14 protein-coding genes are annotated in these 16623 nt (G+C 69.3%); 7 read left to right on the top strand and 7 right to left on the bottom strand.

Going from position 1 to position 16623, the window contains the following annotated elements; genetic code table 11:
* Positions 1–70 precede the first annotated feature (70 nt).
* Entirely contained in the window at positions 71–889 is an 819-nt protein-coding gene (locus ACFQS9_RS16770; protein ID WP_378406670.1) for an SDR family NAD(P)-dependent oxidoreductase, read from the bottom strand.
* Positions 890–1005: 116 nt separating this feature from the next.
* Between ACFQS9_RS16770 and ACFQS9_RS16765 the strand changes: the two genes are divergently transcribed.
* Positions 1006–2199, top strand: coding sequence for an MFS transporter (locus ACFQS9_RS16765; protein ID WP_378406668.1), 1194 nt, complete (start codon positions 1006–1008; stop codon positions 2197–2199).
* 155 nt (positions 2200–2354) lie between these two features.
* Here the strand turns inward: ACFQS9_RS16765 and ACFQS9_RS16760 are convergent, their stop codons facing one another.
* From ACFQS9_RS16760 to ACFQS9_RS16750, 3 genes are all read right to left on the bottom strand, one after another.
* Positions 2355–3677 (bottom strand): MFS transporter, encoded by a 1323-nt coding sequence (locus tag ACFQS9_RS16760; RefSeq protein ID WP_378406666.1) that lies wholly within the window; start codon positions 3675–3677, stop codon positions 2355–2357.
* Positions 3674–4813: a cytochrome P450 gene (locus ACFQS9_RS16755; RefSeq protein WP_378406664.1), complete on the bottom strand. Its 1140-nt coding sequence runs from the start codon at positions 4811–4813 to the stop codon at positions 3674–3676. Before ACFQS9_RS16755 ends, ACFQS9_RS16760 begins: the two co-directional genes overlap by 4 nt.
* Before the next feature lie 66 nt (positions 4814–4879).
* On the bottom strand, positions 4880–5011 hold the full coding sequence (locus ACFQS9_RS16750) for a hypothetical protein (protein ID WP_378406662.1): 132 nt from the start codon (positions 5009–5011) through the stop codon (positions 4880–4882).
* 209 nt (positions 5012–5220) lie between these two features.
* Between ACFQS9_RS16750 and ACFQS9_RS16745 the strand changes: the two genes are divergently transcribed.
* Complete coding sequence (locus tag ACFQS9_RS16745) at positions 5221–8451, top strand: arabinosyltransferase domain-containing protein (protein ID WP_378406660.1); 3231 nt, start codon at positions 5221–5223, stop codon at positions 8449–8451.
* A gap of 95 nt (positions 8452–8546) precedes the next feature.
* Here the strand turns inward: ACFQS9_RS16745 and bfr are convergent, their stop codons facing one another.
* Both bfr and ACFQS9_RS16735 read right to left on the bottom strand, forming a co-directional pair.
* Positions 8547–9032: a bacterioferritin gene (gene bfr, locus ACFQS9_RS16740; RefSeq protein ID WP_378406658.1), complete on the bottom strand. Its 486-nt coding sequence runs from the start codon at positions 9030–9032 to the stop codon at positions 8547–8549.
* A gap of 90 nt (positions 9033–9122) precedes the next feature.
* Entirely contained in the window at positions 9123–9326 is a 204-nt protein-coding gene (locus tag ACFQS9_RS16735; protein WP_378406656.1) for a (2Fe-2S)-binding protein, read from the bottom strand.
* 194 nt (positions 9327–9520) lie between these two features.
* Between ACFQS9_RS16735 and ACFQS9_RS16730 the strand changes: the two genes are divergently transcribed.
* Genes ACFQS9_RS16730 through ACFQS9_RS16720 form a run of 3 tightly spaced genes read left to right on the top strand, consistent with a single transcriptional unit; the run spans position 9521 to position 13216 of the window.
* Positions 9521–10558: an iron ABC transporter substrate-binding protein gene (locus ACFQS9_RS16730; protein WP_378406654.1), complete on the top strand. Its 1038-nt coding sequence runs from the start codon at positions 9521–9523 to the stop codon at positions 10556–10558.
* Positions 10559–10562: 4 nt separating this feature from the next.
* A complete protein-coding gene (locus ACFQS9_RS16725; RefSeq protein ID WP_378406652.1) occupies positions 10563–12128 on the top strand; it encodes an ABC transporter permease in 1566 nt (521 codons plus the stop codon).
* A complete protein-coding gene (locus ACFQS9_RS16720; RefSeq protein ID WP_378406650.1) occupies positions 12125–13216 on the top strand; it encodes an ABC transporter ATP-binding protein in 1092 nt (363 codons plus the stop codon). The genes ACFQS9_RS16725 and ACFQS9_RS16720 overlap by 4 nt, the downstream gene beginning before the upstream one ends.
* Here ACFQS9_RS16720 and ACFQS9_RS16715 read toward each other — a convergent pair.
* A complete protein-coding gene (locus ACFQS9_RS16715; protein WP_378406648.1) occupies positions 13192–13830 on the bottom strand; it encodes a TetR/AcrR family transcriptional regulator in 639 nt (212 codons plus the stop codon). The genes ACFQS9_RS16720 and ACFQS9_RS16715 overlap by 25 nt on opposite strands.
* Positions 13831–13930: 100 nt before the next feature.
* Here ACFQS9_RS16715 and ACFQS9_RS16710 point away from each other — a divergent pair, with 100 nt between their 5' ends.
* Together ACFQS9_RS16710 and ACFQS9_RS16705 are read left to right on the top strand one after the other, a co-directional pair.
* A complete protein-coding gene (locus ACFQS9_RS16710; RefSeq protein ID WP_378406646.1) occupies positions 13931–15724 on the top strand; it encodes an N-acyl-D-amino-acid deacylase family protein in 1794 nt (597 codons plus the stop codon).
* On the top strand, positions 15721–16563 hold the full coding sequence (locus ACFQS9_RS16705) for an alpha/beta fold hydrolase (RefSeq protein WP_378406644.1): 843 nt from the start codon (positions 15721–15723) through the stop codon (positions 16561–16563). Before ACFQS9_RS16710 ends, ACFQS9_RS16705 begins: the two co-directional genes overlap by 4 nt.
* Positions 16564–16623 lie beyond the last annotated feature (60 nt).

The raw sequence follows: 16623 nt of genomic DNA, 5'->3' as shown, positions 1-16623 counted from the left end.
AAGCGGCTCCGCCGCAGTGGTGCGGATACGGAGGTTCCGCACCCCGTATCCGCACCACTGCGCGAAGCGCCTATCCCGGGGTGAGGTGGCCGGTCAACCGCTCGGCGCGGTTGCGCAGCAGTTCGTCGGCGCGCTCGGGATGGGTGAAGATCCAGAAGTCCCCGGCGGCGAGGCCGTCGAACATCGTCTGCGCGGCATCCTGCGGGGTGACGCCGTTCTCGCGCAGGTACGTCTCCATCCGCTCGCGGGCGGCCGTGCCCGCAGCCCCGTCCGCCTCGGCGGTCTCGTAGATCGCGGTGTGCACCGGGCCGGGCAGCAGCGCCGCCACGGAGATCGGGGCGCGCTCGGCGGCGAGCTCGATCGCCAGGCACTCCGTCAGGGCCAGCGCCGCGTGCTTGCTGGCGCAGTAGGTGGCCTGGGCGGGCACGGTGGTCACCGCGCCGATCGAGGCGGTGTTGACGATGTGGGCGGCGGTCCCGGCCGCCAGCATGCGCGGGACGAACGTGCGAATCCCGTGGAACACCCCGGAGACGTTGACGTCCATCACCCGGCCGAAGGTGTCGGGGGAGAGCTCCCACAGCCGCCCGGTCCCCTCGATGCCGGCGTTGTTGACCAGCAGCCGCACCGGGCCGAAGGCCTCGTACGCGGTCGCGGCCAGGCGCTCGACGTCATCGGGATCGGTGACGTCGCAGCGCACGGCGAGCGCCTCGGCGCCGGTCGCAGCGATCCCGCGCGCGACCTCGTCGAGCCGATCGACGTCGAAGTCGGCCAGTACCACCCGCATTCCGAGTTCGGCGGCGAGTCTCGCGATCGCCGCGCCGATGCCGGAGGCCGCCCCCGTGACGACCGCGGTGGTGCCGGCCAGGTCCCGCAACTCGAATGCAGTCATGCCCGCACCGTAGGGGAGGGGGCCTGCGCTGGGCACCACCTGTTCCCTGTCAGCGGGAGTCGGCCACGGGGACGGGCGAGCGCTGGCGGTAGCGTCGGCGGGCGAAGGAGTGAGACTTGACGCAGCAGCACACACCCTGGCGCCAGCACGCCCTGATCCAGGCGGTGTTCTTCCTGATGGGCGCGGAGCTGTTCCTGGCGTCCCCGCTGCTGCCGACCATCTCCAGCGACTTCGGCACCAGCATCGCCGCCACCGCCTGGGTGGTCACGGTGTTCGGCCTGTCCTATGCGATCGCCAGCCCCCTGGTCGGGGCGCTCACCGAACACTTGCCGCGTCGACGCGTGATCCTGTCCGGGATCGCGGTCTTCGCGACCGGTGAGTTGTTGTGCGCACTGGCACCGGGACTCGGCTGGTTGCTCGCCGCTCGCGCGATCGGCGGTATCGGCGGTGCCCTGGTGGGCCCGGCGATGTGGGCCTACCTGGCGGAGACCGCGGCGCCGCACGAACGTGGTCGCGCGATCGCCAGGGGGTCGGCCGCCTACGCGGGCGGACAGATCGTCGGAGTTCCCCTGGCGACGTTCGCCGCGGCCGGGTCGAGCTGGCGGTTTGCCTTTGCGGCGGTCGCGCTCGGACTGGTGGCGGCGGGCACGCTGATCGCTTTGCGGCTGCGCGAATCGGTGCGGGCATCCGCATCGTCCGGTCGGCCGTTGTCCGCGTTGAGGTCCTCGTTCGGGCTGTGGAAGGTCGGGGTGTTCCGGACCATCATGGCCGGCAACTTTTTCGTGCAGGCCGCTCGCCTCGGTACCTACGCATACGCGGGAGCGTTGTTCGCCACGAAGTTCGGTTTCGAGACCGGTGTGCTCGGACTGGTGGGCATGGTGGTCGGGATCGGTTCGCTGATCGGCTCGATGGTTGCCGGGCCACTGATCGACCGGTGGAGTTCGGCGGGCAGGCACGTCTCGGAACTGAGCGTCGGGTGGGGCCTGGTGCTCGCGGTGGCGTTGGGGATCGCGGCGACCGCGGACACCTGGCAGGTGTGTCTCGCCGGGTTCGTGCTCGCGTTCTTCTGCGGCACCGCGTTCTTCAGCACCGCGCAGGTCTACCTGACCACGGTGATGGCCGAGCGGCGGGCGCCCGCGGTGTCGTGGAACAACTCGGTGCTCTACATCGGCACGGGCGCCGGCACCACCGCGCTGGGCTACACGACGCTCGGCGGCACCGCCTTCGCGGTGTGCTCGGTGGCGTTCGCGCTGCTGGCCGCCGGGTTCAGCGCCCTGCTCGCGCTGCGTCGACCCGAGCAGGCCGACTAACGATCAGCGTGAGCCGAACCCTGGTGGGACCGCTCGTGGGGCGGCAGAGTGTCCCATCGATTCGGGTGTGGCTGAGTGGTTAGGCACCGGCCTGCAAAGCCGTCCACACGGGTTCGAATCCCGTCACTCGCTCCAAGGGAACCCAAGGTTCCCGGTCACGTCCGTTCCAGCGCGGGGCTGGGGCGGGCGTCGGACTCCGCCGAGGCATCGGGTGATTCGTCCGCCGTCTCGCGGCCGGACAGCCCGACCGCCACGATCGCACCGGCCCCGAGGACGCCCACGACGAGCGCCCATGCGTAGGCGATGGAGGTATTCGCCGCGAGCAGGCCCGCCACCAACGCACCGGCGCTTCCGCACAGCCGCAAGGCGAGCGACTGGACCGACAGCACCGTGGCGCGTTCGCGGGACGTGGCCACGCGGTGAGTGAGCGCGTCCAACAACGGTTCAGGGGCGCCGAGCGCGAGGTAGACGCCAACGTAGCCGGCGGCGGCCAGGAGGAAGACGGGGGCACTCAGCGCCGCAGCGGCGACGGCCGCCGCGACGAGCGCCAGGACCACCGTCCGGCGGGCGGACCCGAGCAGCCGCGACAGCGCCGGCGACACGGACGACCCGGCCGCCATCGCGAACCCTCCGAGCGCGGTGAAGACGGCAAAGGCGGCGACGGCCCGGCTTTCCCCGCCCAGGAGTTCGGCTATCCGCAGCGGGGCCAGCAACTCGACCGTTGCGAGCACGACGCCGATCACGCCGCACAGGACGGTTACTCGGCGGAGCACGCTGTTTCGGGCGCAGGTCAGGACCCCGTCGCGCACCGTCCGCGGGATGTCGGCCAGCACCTCGCGCAGCACCGCACGCGGAGGGCGTTCCGCCTCGCTGAGCCACGCCAGCTGAGCGAGGCCGCGGACCACGACGACCCCGGCGGCCACCAGGTAGGGCAGGGACAGCGAGAGGATCGGCGCATCGCCGTCGGCCGGTAGCGGCAACCAGCCCGCCAGGGCGCCGCCCGCGAGTGCCCCGCCTGCCAGCGCCCCGACCGCCAGCGCGAGCGATCCGGCGGTTCTGCCGCGCGCGAACCCGGACGTGAGGTCGGCCTCGCGGTCCACGGCGTGCGCGGTGTCCACGTACCAGGCCTGAAGCGGGCCGGAGTCCAGCGCCCTGCCGACCGCCTCGAGGAGGATCCCCGCAGCGATGACGAGGATGCTGGTGCCGAGCCCGACCAGGAGCGTCGACAGCAGGAACAGCACCGAGGCGGCAACGAGCACCGGACGGCGCCCGATGACATCGGCGACCCCGCCCGTCGGCAACTCCAGGCACGCGGCCGTCAGCCCGTAGGCGGCGAGGAGGGTGCCCATGGTGGCCACATCGATCCCGCGCGCGGCCAGCAGCAGGACGAGAACCGGGGCGCACAGCCCGGTCGGCAGCCAGCCGAGCACATTGAGCACGACATAGCGGCGGGTGATCGGATTGATCTTCGTGTTCACGAGGTGACCTCGGAGTCGGAGACGGCGACGGTGACCTGCAGAGATTGTGGTCGCCTGCTGAAACGATTCTGGTGCCAACGCATTTCGCTGACGGGCGCGGCAAGCCTCAGCGCAGCCAGGCGCGGCACCAGGACCTTCAAGACGATATGGGCCTGCCGACGCGCCAAGGTGGCCCCTGGGCAGTAGTGCGGACCGTGCCCGAACGCCAGGTGCTTCTTGTCGCCGCGGGACGGGTCCAGGCGGTCCGGTGTACCGAAGCGGCGAGGGTCACGGTTCGCCGAGGCGAAATCCACCACGACGGCGCTGCCTGCCGGGATGACCGTGTCACCGATCGGAACGTCCTCCGTGGCAAAGCGTATCCACGCACCTCGGGTGGGAGTGATGTAGCGGAACATCTCCTCGATGGTCGGTGGCAGCAGCTCCGGTCGCTGCTCCAGCCCTTGCCGTAGCCGCGGTGCCATCATCAGTGTGAGGGCGCTCGTGCTGAGGAAGCTGACCGTCGTCTCGTACCCTGCGACCAACATCAGGGAAGCGGTGCCCACCGCCTCGGAGTCCGAGAGCCGGCCCGCCTGACGCGCCGCTGCGAGCTCGCTGAGCAGATCTTCGTCGGGTCCTTCGGCCTTGGCCTCCAGTAACGATGAAAGGTAGGCGTCGAGGGCGCTTCCACCCTTCGTGCTGACTTCGGGGTCCGGCATGGTGGAGTCTTCCGACCAGGCAAGCACACGCTCGCGGTCCACCTCCGGGACCCCGAGAAGGTCGCAGATCACCGAGAACACCAGCGGCAGTATGAATTCGGATACGAGATCACCTCCGCCGCGCGCGAGGAGGGCTTCGAGTGACTTCTCCGCCCGTCGTTCCATTCGAGCCAGCGGCGCGTCGTATCGGCGCGGGGTCAGCGCGCCCGCCACCGCTCGCCGAAGCTGGGTGTGGCGCGGCGCGTCGCACAGTTGCATGCTGGTGCTGCGTCGTTGGCTCGCAACCAGCGCAGTGGTGATGTCCGGGTGCAAGTCCTCGCCGGTGGAGGGGTCGTTGGACAGTCGCCGATCCGACAGCACCGACAACGCGTCGGCAAACCCGGAAACCAGATACCTTCTGTCCGTTAGTTGTTGGACAGAATGGGAACGTCCGATGCTCATGGCTCTCTACCCTCATGGTTCGGGGGCGAGGCTGGGCCGCCTCGCCCCCGGATAACCAGCTATCGATCAGTACCTGTAGGAGAAGATGTAGCCGGAGCGATCGGGTTCCAGCGCGGGCGTCTCGAGAATTCCCTCGAGCATCTCGAGTTCCGACGCGGTTTCGATGTCGACAACCTCGGCGATATCAATTGTGTTCATGTGTCTTGTCCTTTCTCTGGATCTGCCGCGCTCTGCGGCGGTAGAACAATCATCGGCAGTCTGCTGGGATCGAAATAGACACCCTGGGGTGCGGTGATCCGCACCCCCGACGGGAATGGCGGTCGCCCTCGTCACCCGAACCGACCCCAGACCAACGGAAGAGACCAGCGGGAACGCTTCTGGCGGATTGCCGTCTAGCATCGATCAGCGTGACCGTCAGCGCCGTAGACGAACGACAGCAATCCAGCCGACCGGACCCGAAGCGGGCGGTCCGCGGGGAGGTCGGCCGTGTTCGCCTGGTAGCTGTGGTGTCGTCGGTCCTCGGGATCCTGGCGGCGCTGTCGGTGCCGTTCCTGCCGGTGCAACAGGAGAGCGCGAGTCTGTCCTGGCCCCAGGCGGACTCGGTCACCAGCGTCGATGCTCCGCTGGTGTCGTACGCACCGCTCGAATTCGATGCGACGATCCCTGCCGCCGCGGCGACGCAGCTTTCCGCCACCGGCGGCGTCGTGGTCACCACCGCCCCGGTCGGCGCGGCGGACGCGGCCCGATACGGCGTTGTCGCCCGGGTCAGCCCGGGTGCGGACGGCGCCCCCGCGCAGTTCGAGATCGTCCAGCGTGACCAGAACCTGCTCTCGATCCCGGTCGACGAGCTCGCCGGGCGTTCGGTCACCGTGACGTCGAACTCGGAGCGGACCACCGCCACGCTCGCGGGCGGCGACCCGATCACCCTCGCGGGCGACTTCCGGCCGCAGATGGTGGGTGTCTTCAGTGACCTCAGGGGCGCCGTTCCCGAGGGCCTGGCGGTGCGCGCGGATCTCGATACCCGATTCACCTCGACGCCCTCGGCGATCAAGCTCGTCGCGATGATCGTCGCGGTGCTCGCGACCGCTGTCGCCCTCGTCGGGCTGCACCGCATCGACGGCCTCGACGGGCGGCGTTCCCGCCGTTTCCTGCCTGCCCGCTGGTGGAGGTTTCGGTCGATCGACGCGGTGGTGATCGGAACGCTGCTGCTGTGGCACTTCATCGGTGCCACCACCTCGGACGACGGCTACCAGTTCACCATGGCCAGGACGTCGCTCGAGTCGGGCTACATGTCCAACTACTTCCGCTGGTTCGGCGTGCCCGAGGCACCGTTCGGCACGCCGTACTACGACCTGCTCGCCTGGATGACACAGGTGTCCACGGCCAGCCCGTGGGTCCGGTTGCCCGCCCTGGTCGCGGGGATCGTGTCCTGGCTGGTCATCAGCCGCGAGGTGGCCCCGCGCCTCGGCGCCGCGGTCCGTAGGAACCGGGTGGCGTTGTGGACCGGCGGGCTGGTGTTCCTCGCGTTCTGGCTGCCGTACAACAACGGCCTGCGCCCCGAGCCGATCGTCGCCACCGGTGTGTTGCTGACGTGGTGCTCGGTCGAGCGCGCCATTGCGACGCGGCGCCTGCTCCCCGCCGCCGTCGCCGTGCTCGTCGGTGCACTCACGGTGACGGTCGGACCCTCGGGGATCATCTGCTTCGGTGCGTTGATCGCCGGCGCCAGACCGGTGCTCGCGATCGTCGCCGCGCGCGCCAAGACCGTCGGCTACCTTGCCGTGCTCGGCCCGATCATCGCCGCGGGCCTGGTCATCCTCGTCGCGGTGTTCGCAGACCAGGCCCTCGCCGCCGTGATCGAGATGCAGCACGTGCACGCGATTCCTCCGACGAACGCCTGGTTCGAGGAGTACAAGCGCTACGAATGGCTGTTCATGATCAACGCCGACGGGTCGTTGGCCCGACGGTTCGGGGTGTTCGTGATGGTCCTGTCGATCGTCGCCAGCCTGCTGGTGATGCTGCGCCGCGGGGGCCGGATCCCCGGAACGGCGGCGGGGCCGTCGCGCCGGATCATCGGCATCACGATCGCCGCGATGGTGCTGATGATGTTCACGCCCACGAAGTGGACGCACCATTTCGGGATCTACGCGGGCCTGGCCGGTTCGCTCGCGGTGCTGACCGCGGTCGCGGTGGGCCCGATGGTGCTCCGGTCGCGCCGCAACCGGGCCCTGTTCGCCGCCGCCGTGTTGTTCGTGCTCGCGCTCGCGTGCACCAGCAGCAACAGTTGGTGGTACATATCGGCCTGGGGCATCCCGTGGTGGGACAAGCCGGTGATGATCGCCGGGTTCGGCGCCGGCACGATCCTGCTCGGTCTGACCGCGGTGATGCTGCTCGTCGCCGCGTGGTGCTTCCTCCGCGAACCCCACGAAGACAGGGCAGCTCAGCCGGGCCGACTCTGGTCGATTCCCCCGCTCACGGTCGCCGCCGGGGCCATGGTCGCGTTCTTCGTGCTCTCGATGGCCAAGGGTGCCATCGCCCAGTATCCGTCGTTCTCGCTGGCGAAGTCGAACTTCGGCGCCCTCGCCGGTCACTCGTGCGGCCTGGCCGAGGACGTGCTCGTCGAGACCGACCCCAATGCCTCTGTCCTGCAACCGCTCACGGCCGCGCCCGCGAATGCGCTCGGCGCGGCGAGCACCGGGTTCACTCCGAACGGGGTGGCAGGCGACCTGACCTCCGACGAGAAGGCCGCCTCCGAGGGCATGGCGAACTCCCTCGACAACGAGGACGCCAAGTCCAGTGACGCGGCCGGCACCGCCGGTGGCCAGGGCGCCTCCGGCATCAACGGCAGCAGTGTCGCTCTGCCGTTCGGCCTCGAGCCCTCGACCACTCCCGTTCTCGGTACCTTCGGGGCGAACGGACCCGCGTCACTGACCTCGGACTGGTACGCCCTGCCCGGCGAGGGTGACCTCGTCTCGATGTCCGTCGCGGGCCGGGTGTACTCGGTCGACGGCGACGGTATCGACACTCCCGGAGCCTGCGTCGAACTCGAGTACGGTGTCCGCGGTGCGGACGGAACCGTCCAGGCACTGGGTCGTGCCCTGCCCATCGACATCGGGCCCGCACCCTCGTGGCGAAACCTCCGGGTGCCGCTCGACCAGCTCCCCGCCGAAGTGAACGCCGTCCGGATCGTCGTCGACGACAGCGACACCGACCCCGACCAGTGGGTCGCCGTCACACCGCCGAGGGTCCCGCAGACCCGCACCCTCAACGATCTGATCGGTGCCGACACGCCCACGATGATCGACTGGTCGGTGGCGCTGCAGTTCCCGTGCCAGCGGCCGTTCGATCACCGCCTCGGCGTGGCCGAGATCCCGGAATACCGCATCCTTCCCGACCGCCCGGCCGCGGTGATGACGAGCCTGTGGCAGGACCACTTCGGCGGCGGCCCCCTCGGCTGGATCGACATGACGGCCACCGGCCGCACCCTGCCGACCTACCTCGACGGGGACTGGGGCCGGGACTGGGGCAGCCTCGAGCAGTACGCACGCATCGACCCGAACGCCGAACCGGCACAGCTGGGCACCGAGACCGTGAGGCGCTCGGGTATGTGGAATCCCGGCCCGATCAACATCACGTGGTGAGCAGGCCCGGGGTCGCGGTTGGTTGACGGCAGGCCTCGCGAGAGGAGCGACCCTTCCGGAGCATCCGGAGAGGGGTCACTCGGTGTGTTGGCGGGTCAGCCGACCGACGGCGGCTGATCCACGGTCTGTGCGATGTAGAGCTGCTCGCCGAGCTTGTCGATCAGCTCGAGCTGGGTCTCGAGGTAGTCGACGTGGTCCTCCTCTTCGGCGAGGATCTTCTCGAAGAGGCCGGCGCTGGTGTGGTCGCCCTTCTCGCGGCACATCGTGATGCCGGGACGGAGGCGCTGCACCACCTCGACCTCGATCGCCAGGTCGGATTCGAACTGCTCCCGGATGGTCTGTCCGATGCGCAGCGGCAACAGCCGCTGGTAGTTCGGCAGGGCCTCGAGCATGAGGATCCGGTCGGTGAGCAGTTCCGCGTGCTGCATCTCCTCGAAGGACTCCTCGCGAGTCTTCTCGGCGAGCTTGGTCAGGCCCCAGTTGGCCTGCATCTTCGAGTGCAGGAAGTACTGATTGATCGCTGTGAGTTCACTGGTCAGCTGCTCGTTCAGAAGAGCAATGACCTCGTCGTCGCCGCGCATGACACCTCCGGTGGGGGTGGGCTGGACACTAGATTCAGCCTAACCCTCACCGGGTGAATTCACTCGGTGTATTTGAGTGCGGATTCGTGTCTAGGCGCTGATCGCTTCTGCCTCACATTCGACGGTGGCGTAGTGCTGTTCGATCATCGACTTGATCCGATCGCGGCACATGCCGCAACCACGCCCGCGACCCGCGCCGCAGCCCAGCGCGACCTGCTTGGCGGTGCGAGCCCCCGCAGTGATGCATTGCTGCACGTGTTCTTCGGTGGCTGCTTCGCAAACGCAGACGTACATGTCAAGATCCTCCAGCCCGGCTTCCTCAGGGAAGGCTACACTAAGGATCGGTCAATGAAAAGGGTAGGCTAACCCAACTTTTTGATCTTGATCGTGGGTCGATCAGGGCCCGCGAACGCACCCACGGGTGTACGTTGCTGAGGCAATCCTCATCGGGGATTCCCCGGTGGTCGCAGCGGGTGAAGGGCACCGTCATGGCAGCAGGATGGAAGACGATCGCGAGCGCGGCGATTCTCACATCGACGCTGGTGGGCCTCACCGCATGCTCGAACGGCTCGGACCCCGGCTCCCCGGGGAACTCGCCGGAACAGATCACCGTCTACAACGCCCAGCACGAATCGCTGACCCAGGAATGGGTCGACATGTTCACCGCCGAGACCGGGATCGAGGTGAATCTGCGCAACGGCGGCGACGCCGAACTCGGCAACCAGATCGTCGCCGAGGGCGCGGCCTCCCCGGCGGACGTGTTCCTGACCGAGAACTCGCCCGCGATGGCGCTCGTCGAGAACGCGGGCTTGTTCGCCGACGTCGACCCCGACACCCTCGCGCAGGTGCCCGAGCAGTACCGGCCCTCGACGGGCAAGTGGACGGGCATCGCGGCTCGTTCGACGGTCTTCGTCCACAACAAGGACAAGCTTCCGCAGGACCAGTTGCCGAAGTCGCTGCTCGACCTGCAGGACCCGAGCTGGAAGGGCCGCTGGGCGGCCTCGCCGTCGGGCGCGGACTTCCAGGCCATCGTCGGCGCGTTGCTCGAACTCAGGGGTGAGGACGCGACGAGGGCGTGGCTGGCAGGCATGAAGGAGAACGCCGTGCCCTACAAGGGCAACAGCACCGTGATGAAGGCCGTCAACGCGGGGGAGGTGCCGGGCGGGATCATCTACCAGTACTACTGGTTCGGCGACCAGGCCAAGACCGGCGAGAACAGTTCCAACACCGCGCTGCACTACTTCAGGAATCAGGACCCGGGCGCATTCGTCAGCGTGTCCGGCGGCGGCGTGCTCGCGTCGAGCAACAAGGCCGTCGCCGCACAGCAGTTCCTGCGATTCGTGACCGGCACCTCCGGGCAGGAGGTACTCCGGACGGGCGACTCGTTCGAGTACACGGTGGGTAGCGACGTCCCGTCGAACCCGGCTCTCGTGCCACTCGCCGACCTGCAGGCACCGACCGTCGATCCGTCGAAACTCAACAGCCAGAAGGTCACCCAGCTGATGACCGAGGCCGGCCTCCTCTAGTGCGATGATCGCGCCCACGCTCGCGCGCCCCCGATCCGGGCGATCGGAGCGACGGCGGGTGCCGCCGGCCGTCGCGGCCATGGTCGCGGCGCTGGTGGCGATCACGCTCATCCCGCTCGGGTATGTCATCGCCACCACGATCACCACCGGCTGGGCGACGGCGTCCGCGTTGATCTTTCGTCCCCGGGTCGGGGAACTGCTGCGCAACACCGTCTCGCTCGTGGCCGTCACCGTTCCGATCTGCATGGCACTCGGGGTCGGCGCCGCGTGGATCGTCGAGCGCACCACCGTCTTCGGACACCGGTACTGGGCCCCGATCCTGGCCGCCCCGCTCGCGGTGCCGGCATTCGTCAACAGCTACGCCTGGGTGAGCGTGATCCCGTCCCTGCACGGCCTGTGGTCCGGGGTGCTGATCGCCACGCTGTCCTATTTCCCGCTGGTCGCGCTGCCCGTCGCCGCGACGCTGCGTCGACTCGACCCGGGTGTCGAGGAGTCGGCGAACGCGCTCGGGGCCGGTCCGTACCGGGTGTTCTTCCGGATCGTCGTGCCGCAGCTGCGGCTACCGATCCTCGGTGGGGGGTTGCTGATCGGACTGCACATGCTCGCCGAGTACGGGGCGTTCGCGATGCTCCGCTTCGACACCTTCACCACGGCGATCTTCGAGCAGTTCCAGTCCACGTTCAACGGCGCGGCCGGCAGCATGCTCGCGAGCGTGCTGGTGCTGTGCTGCCTGATCCTGCTCGTCACCGAGGCCGCGGCCAGGGGCTCGGCCCGGTATGCGCGGTTGGGCTCTGGCGCGCCTCGCCGGCCCGACCGGATCCGGTTGCGATGGAGCGCGGTACCCGCCGCGCTCGGGCTGGTGGCGCTGACCGTCGCCGCGCTCGGTGTCCCGCTGTGGACCATCGTGCGCTGGCTGCGAGTCGGCGGCGCGGAGGTCTGGCGAACGGACACGCTGTGGCCCGCGCTCACCCAGACCCTCGTCTTCGGCGTGCTCGGCGCCGCCGTGACCACGGCGCTGGCGTTCCCCGTCGCCTGGATCGCGGTGCGGCGCCCGGGGGTGTTCAGCAGGATCGTGGAGGGCTGCAACTACGTGACCAGTTCGCTTCCGGGCATCGTCACCGCGCTCGCGCTGATCACCGTCACCATCCGCTACGCCAATCCGCTCTACCAGACCGTGATCGTGGTGATCACCGCCTACGTGCTGATGTTCCTGCCGCGGGCGCTGGTGTCGCTGCGTTCGGGGCTGGCTCAGGTGCCGGTCGGGCTCGAGGAGGCGTCGGCCGCGCTCGGACACTCGCAGGTGAGCACCTTCGTGAGGGTGACGCTGCGCCTGACCGCGCCCGCGGCAGCGGCGGGAGCCGCGCTGGTGTTCATGGCGGTCGTGACGGAACTGACCGCCACGCTGCTCCTCGCACCGAACGGGACGCGAACGCTCTCGACCCGGTTCTGGTCGCTGACAAGCGAACTCGACTACGCCGCCGCCGCGCCCTACGCGCTGACGATGATCCTGCTCGCGCTGCCCATGACATACCTGTTGCTGCGTCGGTCACAGAAGGCGGCCGGGCTGTGAGTGAGGTGGAGATCGACTCGGTGTCGAAGTCCTACGGCCCGATCCTGGTCCTGGACGCGGTGAGCCTGCGCGTCGAGCGCGGCACGACCACCGCGGTCGTCGGCTCGTCCGGTTGCGGGAAGACCACCCTGCTGCGCGTCGTCGCGGGTTTCGACAGGCCCGACGCAGGGACGGTGACGATCGCGGGCGCCCTGGTGGCGCGGCCGGACCGGGTGGTGCCCGCGCACCGGCGCCGGGTCGGCTATGTGGCACAGGACGGCGCGCTGTTCCCCCACCTCACCGTTGCCGGGAACATCGGTTTCGGCCTGCGAGGCGGGCGATTCCGGGACCGGGCGGGGTCCGAGCGCCGGATCGCGCAGTTGTTGGAGATGGTCTCGCTCGACGAGTCCTATGCGCGGCGGCGGCCGCACGAGCTCTCCGGTGGACAACAGCAGCGGGTGGCGCTGGCCCGCGCGCTGGCCCGCGAACCCGAGGTGATGCTGCTCGACGAGCCGTTCAGCGCGCTGGACGCGGGCCTGCGCGCCTCGACCAGGAAGGCGGTGGCGCAGGCGCTCGGTGCGACGGGTGTGACCACGATCCTGGTCACCCACGACCAGGAGGAGGCCCTCTCCTTCGCCGGGCAGGTCGCGGTGATGCGGGCGGGCCGGTTCACCCAGGTGGGAGCGCCGGAGCAGCTGTACCACCGCCCCGCGGACATCTTCACCGCGGAATTCCTGGGCGAGTGCGTGCTGCTGCCCGCGGTCGTGACCGGCGGCGTCGCCGACTGCGCTCTGGGTCGAGTCCCGGTGCGGCAGAATGCGTTCGAGGGTCCCGCCCGGATGCTGTTGCGCCCGGAACAGATCGTGGCCTCGGACCTGGGGACGGCGTCCGACGGACGCAAGACGGGCACCGTGATCGCGACCGAGTTCCTCGGCTCGCAGGCGCTGCTCGACATCACCCTCAACTCCTCGCCGACCCCTATCCGGGTCCGTCAGGCCGGCACCAGGACCCCGTCGGTGGGTGCGCTGGTGGCCATCGAGGTGCTGGGGGAGGCCGAGGTATTCCCGGTTGCGGGCCGGGGCGATCAGGGCAGGGGAGGTCCCGGCTGAGCCGACGCCATCGCGCGCGCGATCTGCTCGGCGTCGAGGCCCGCGGCCGGCAGCAGGTGATAGAAGGCCCGCTCGCACAGGTCGATCACCTCGACGCGCGCCATCGTGGGCTCGTCCAGCCAGGACAGGACGATCTCCTCCATGAAGGCCTGCCAGCCCTGCACGGCGGCGTCGACGGCGGGAGTGGTCGGCAGGCCGAGTTCGGTCAGCGCGTGCACGATCCAGTCGGTGAAGGTGCGACGCATCCCGCGATAGATCCGGCGCATGCCCTCGTCGCCGCTGCCCGCCAACCGCATCACGGCCAGGTAGCTCGTCGGGTGCGCGACCACCGCGTCGAAGAAGGTCTCCACACCCGCGCGCAGCTGGGTGGATGTCGGCAGCGCTGGATCGGGCCTCATCCGCTGCTGCAGGGCCTCCGCGCTGGCCTGGAGTACCGCGTTCCGGAAGCCCTGCTTGTTCTTGAAGTAGTGGAACAGCAGCGGCGGCGACACCCCGGCCTCCGCGGCCACCCGGTCGATCGACAGGTCGTCGAAGGACTCCGACTCGAGCATCCGCACCGCGACCTCGAGGATCTGGGCGCGCCGATCGGCGGGAGAGCGAGGGGCAGCGGCCATGCCCAGCACTCTATTGAGAAATGCTCAACCGGTCCATTGACTTCCACTCAACGGGATATGTAACCTCGGGTAACACGTACTCGATGTGAGGAGCGCGACAATGACCGAGTTCGACATCGTGGTCAACGGCGGCCTGTGGTTCGACGGCACCGGGGCCGCCGGTCAGCGGCGCAATCTCGGGATCCGGGACGGCGTCGTCGCGGCCGTCTCCGCCGCCGCGCTGCCGATCGGACCGGACACCGAGGTCATCGACGCGGCAGGCAAATGGGTGCTCCCGGGTTTCGTCGACGTGCACACCCACTACGATGCGGAGGCCCTGGTCAGCCCGGGTCTGCCCGAGTCGGTCCGGCACGGCGTCACCACGGTGGTCCTCGGCAACTGCTCGCTCTCGACGGTGTACTCGACCCCGCGCGAGTGCGCGGACCTGTTCAGCAGGGTCGAGGCCGTGCCGCGCGAGTCGGTGCTCCGGATCCTGGAGGAGAACAAGACCTGGCGCGGGCCCGCGGAGTACGTCGACGCGCTCAACTCACTGCCGCTCGGCCCGAACGTCGCCGGGTTCATCGGCCACTCCGACATCCGCACCCACGTCCTCGGGCTCGGCCGCGGCACGGACAAGAAGACCAAGCCCACCGCCGCCGAGCTCGACCGGATGGGCTCGATGCTCACCGAGGCCATCGACGCCGGGTTCCTCGGACTGTCCTCGATGACCAATGCCCTCGACAAGATCGACGGCGACGAATACCGTTCGCGCTCACTGCCGTCGACGTACGCGCGCTGGCGCGAGTTTCGCTTCCTGAACCGGATCCTGCGCGATCGCGGCAAGATCCTGCAGAGCGCGCCGACGATCAACCTGCACCCCAACGTGGCCGCGTTCTTCGTTGAGAGCTCAGCGATCGGACGGAAGAAAGCGCTCAAGACGTCGCTGCTCTCCGGCGCCGATTCCAAGGCCTACCCGGCGATCGTGTACTTCATGTTGACGGCGGCTCCGCTGCTGAACCGCTTCGCCAAGACGAACTTCCGCTGGCAGCACCTGCCGGTGCCGTTCACCGTGTACGCGGACGGCATCGACCTGGTGGTGTTCGAGGAGTTCGGTGCGGGCGCCGCCGCGCTGCACCTCAAGAACGAGGTGGAACGCAACGCGCTGCTGCAGGACGAGGAGTACCGCCGCTGGTTCCGCAAGGACTACGACAACAAGTACTCGCCGCGCATCTGGCACCGCAATTTCTACGACGCGGTCATCGTCGGGTGCCCCGACGAGACCCTGATCGGCAAGACCTTCGGCCGGGTGGGCGACGAGAGGGGGGTCCACCCGGTCGACGCGTACCTGGACCTGGTCGTGGAGTACGGCAGGACGCTGCGGTGGCGGACTACGGTCGCGAATCACCGGCCGAAGTTCGCCGACAGGCTGGCCGCCAGCCCGGGCGTGCAGATGGGGTTCGGCGACGCCGGCGCGCACCTGCGCAACATGGCGTTCTACAACTACCCGATCCGACTCCTCAAGCGGGTCAACGACGCCCAGTCCTCCCGCAAGCCGTTCCTCACGATCGAGCGTGCGATCCACCGGCTCACCGGGGAGCTGGCCGACTGGTACGGAATCGATGCGGGCCACCTGCGCGAGGGCGACCGTGCCGACCTCGTGGTGGTCGATCCGGCGGGACTGGATGCCTCGGTGGACGGACTGTTCGAGGAGCCGGTGCCCGAGTACGGCGGCCTGCGCCGGATGGTCAACCGCAGCGATGCCGCGGCGGTGGCCACCGTCATCAACGGCCGGCTCGTGTACCGGGAGGGGGAGTTCACCCCCGGCTTCGGTGTCGAGAAGACAGGACAGTTCCTGCCTGCCGGCGCCAAGGCCCGTGAGGTGGGCAGGCAGGTCCGCGTAGGGTCGCGCGCATGAGCGATCGGATCACCACGTTCAGCCGCGGCGGTCTGACGTTCGACGTCCGCGACACCGGTCCGATCGACGGGGCGCCCGTTGTGCTGCTGCACGGCTTCCCGCAGGACTCGCGGTCCTGGGATCGGGTGGCGCCGCTGCTGCACCGGCGTGGCTTCCGGACCCTGGCGCCCGACCTGCGAGGAGCCTCGCCCGGTGCCCGGCCGCGATCACGGTGGGCCTACCGCAGCTCCCAGCTGAGCGCGGACGTGGTGGCGCTGATCGAGCAGGCAGGGGCGGGCCCGGTGCACCTGGTCGGTCACGACTGGGGCGCCGCCGCGGCGTGGACTGTCGCGGTGGACCGCCCCGACCTGGTCCGCACGCTGACGACGCTGTCGGTGCCGCACCCTGCCGCCTTCGTCCGGTCCGTGCTCACCAGCAGTCAGGTGCTCAAGTCCTGGTACATGCTGGCCGTCCAGATTCCGGTGCTGCCCGAGTTGCTGCTGGCCGGTGGCGCCTTCCGCAAACAGCTACGCGCCACCGGGATGTCGCCCGAGGACGTGGCCCGTGATGCCGAACCGATGCGCGAGCGCGACAGGGCCCGCGGCGGGCTGAACTGGTACCGCGGGATGGCCTTCACGACGCCGGGTCGGGCGTCGACCAAGGTGCGGGTGCCCACCCTGCACGTGTGGAGCGACGGCGACACCGCGGTCGGGCCGGTCGGTCCCGCGCTGACGTCGCGATACGTCGACGCCCCGTACCGGTTCGAGATCCTCGAGGGTGTGAGTCACTGGATCCCCGACGAGGCGCCGGAGCGGCTGGATGCGCTGCTCGGTGAACACCTGGTGGCGCACGCGCGGTAGGCCTGCGGGCCTAGGCGGTCGCCGCTACGCTCACCGATCGTGGGTTGTTGCGGGCCATCC

This window comes from Rhodococcus daqingensis (assembly GCF_042665615.1).
GTDB classification, from domain to species: domain Bacteria; phylum Actinomycetota; class Actinomycetes; order Mycobacteriales; family Mycobacteriaceae; genus Rhodococcus_G; species Rhodococcus_G daqingensis.
Note: the sequence above shows the minus strand (reverse complement) of the source record. Positions and strands in the feature narration are given on the sequence as shown.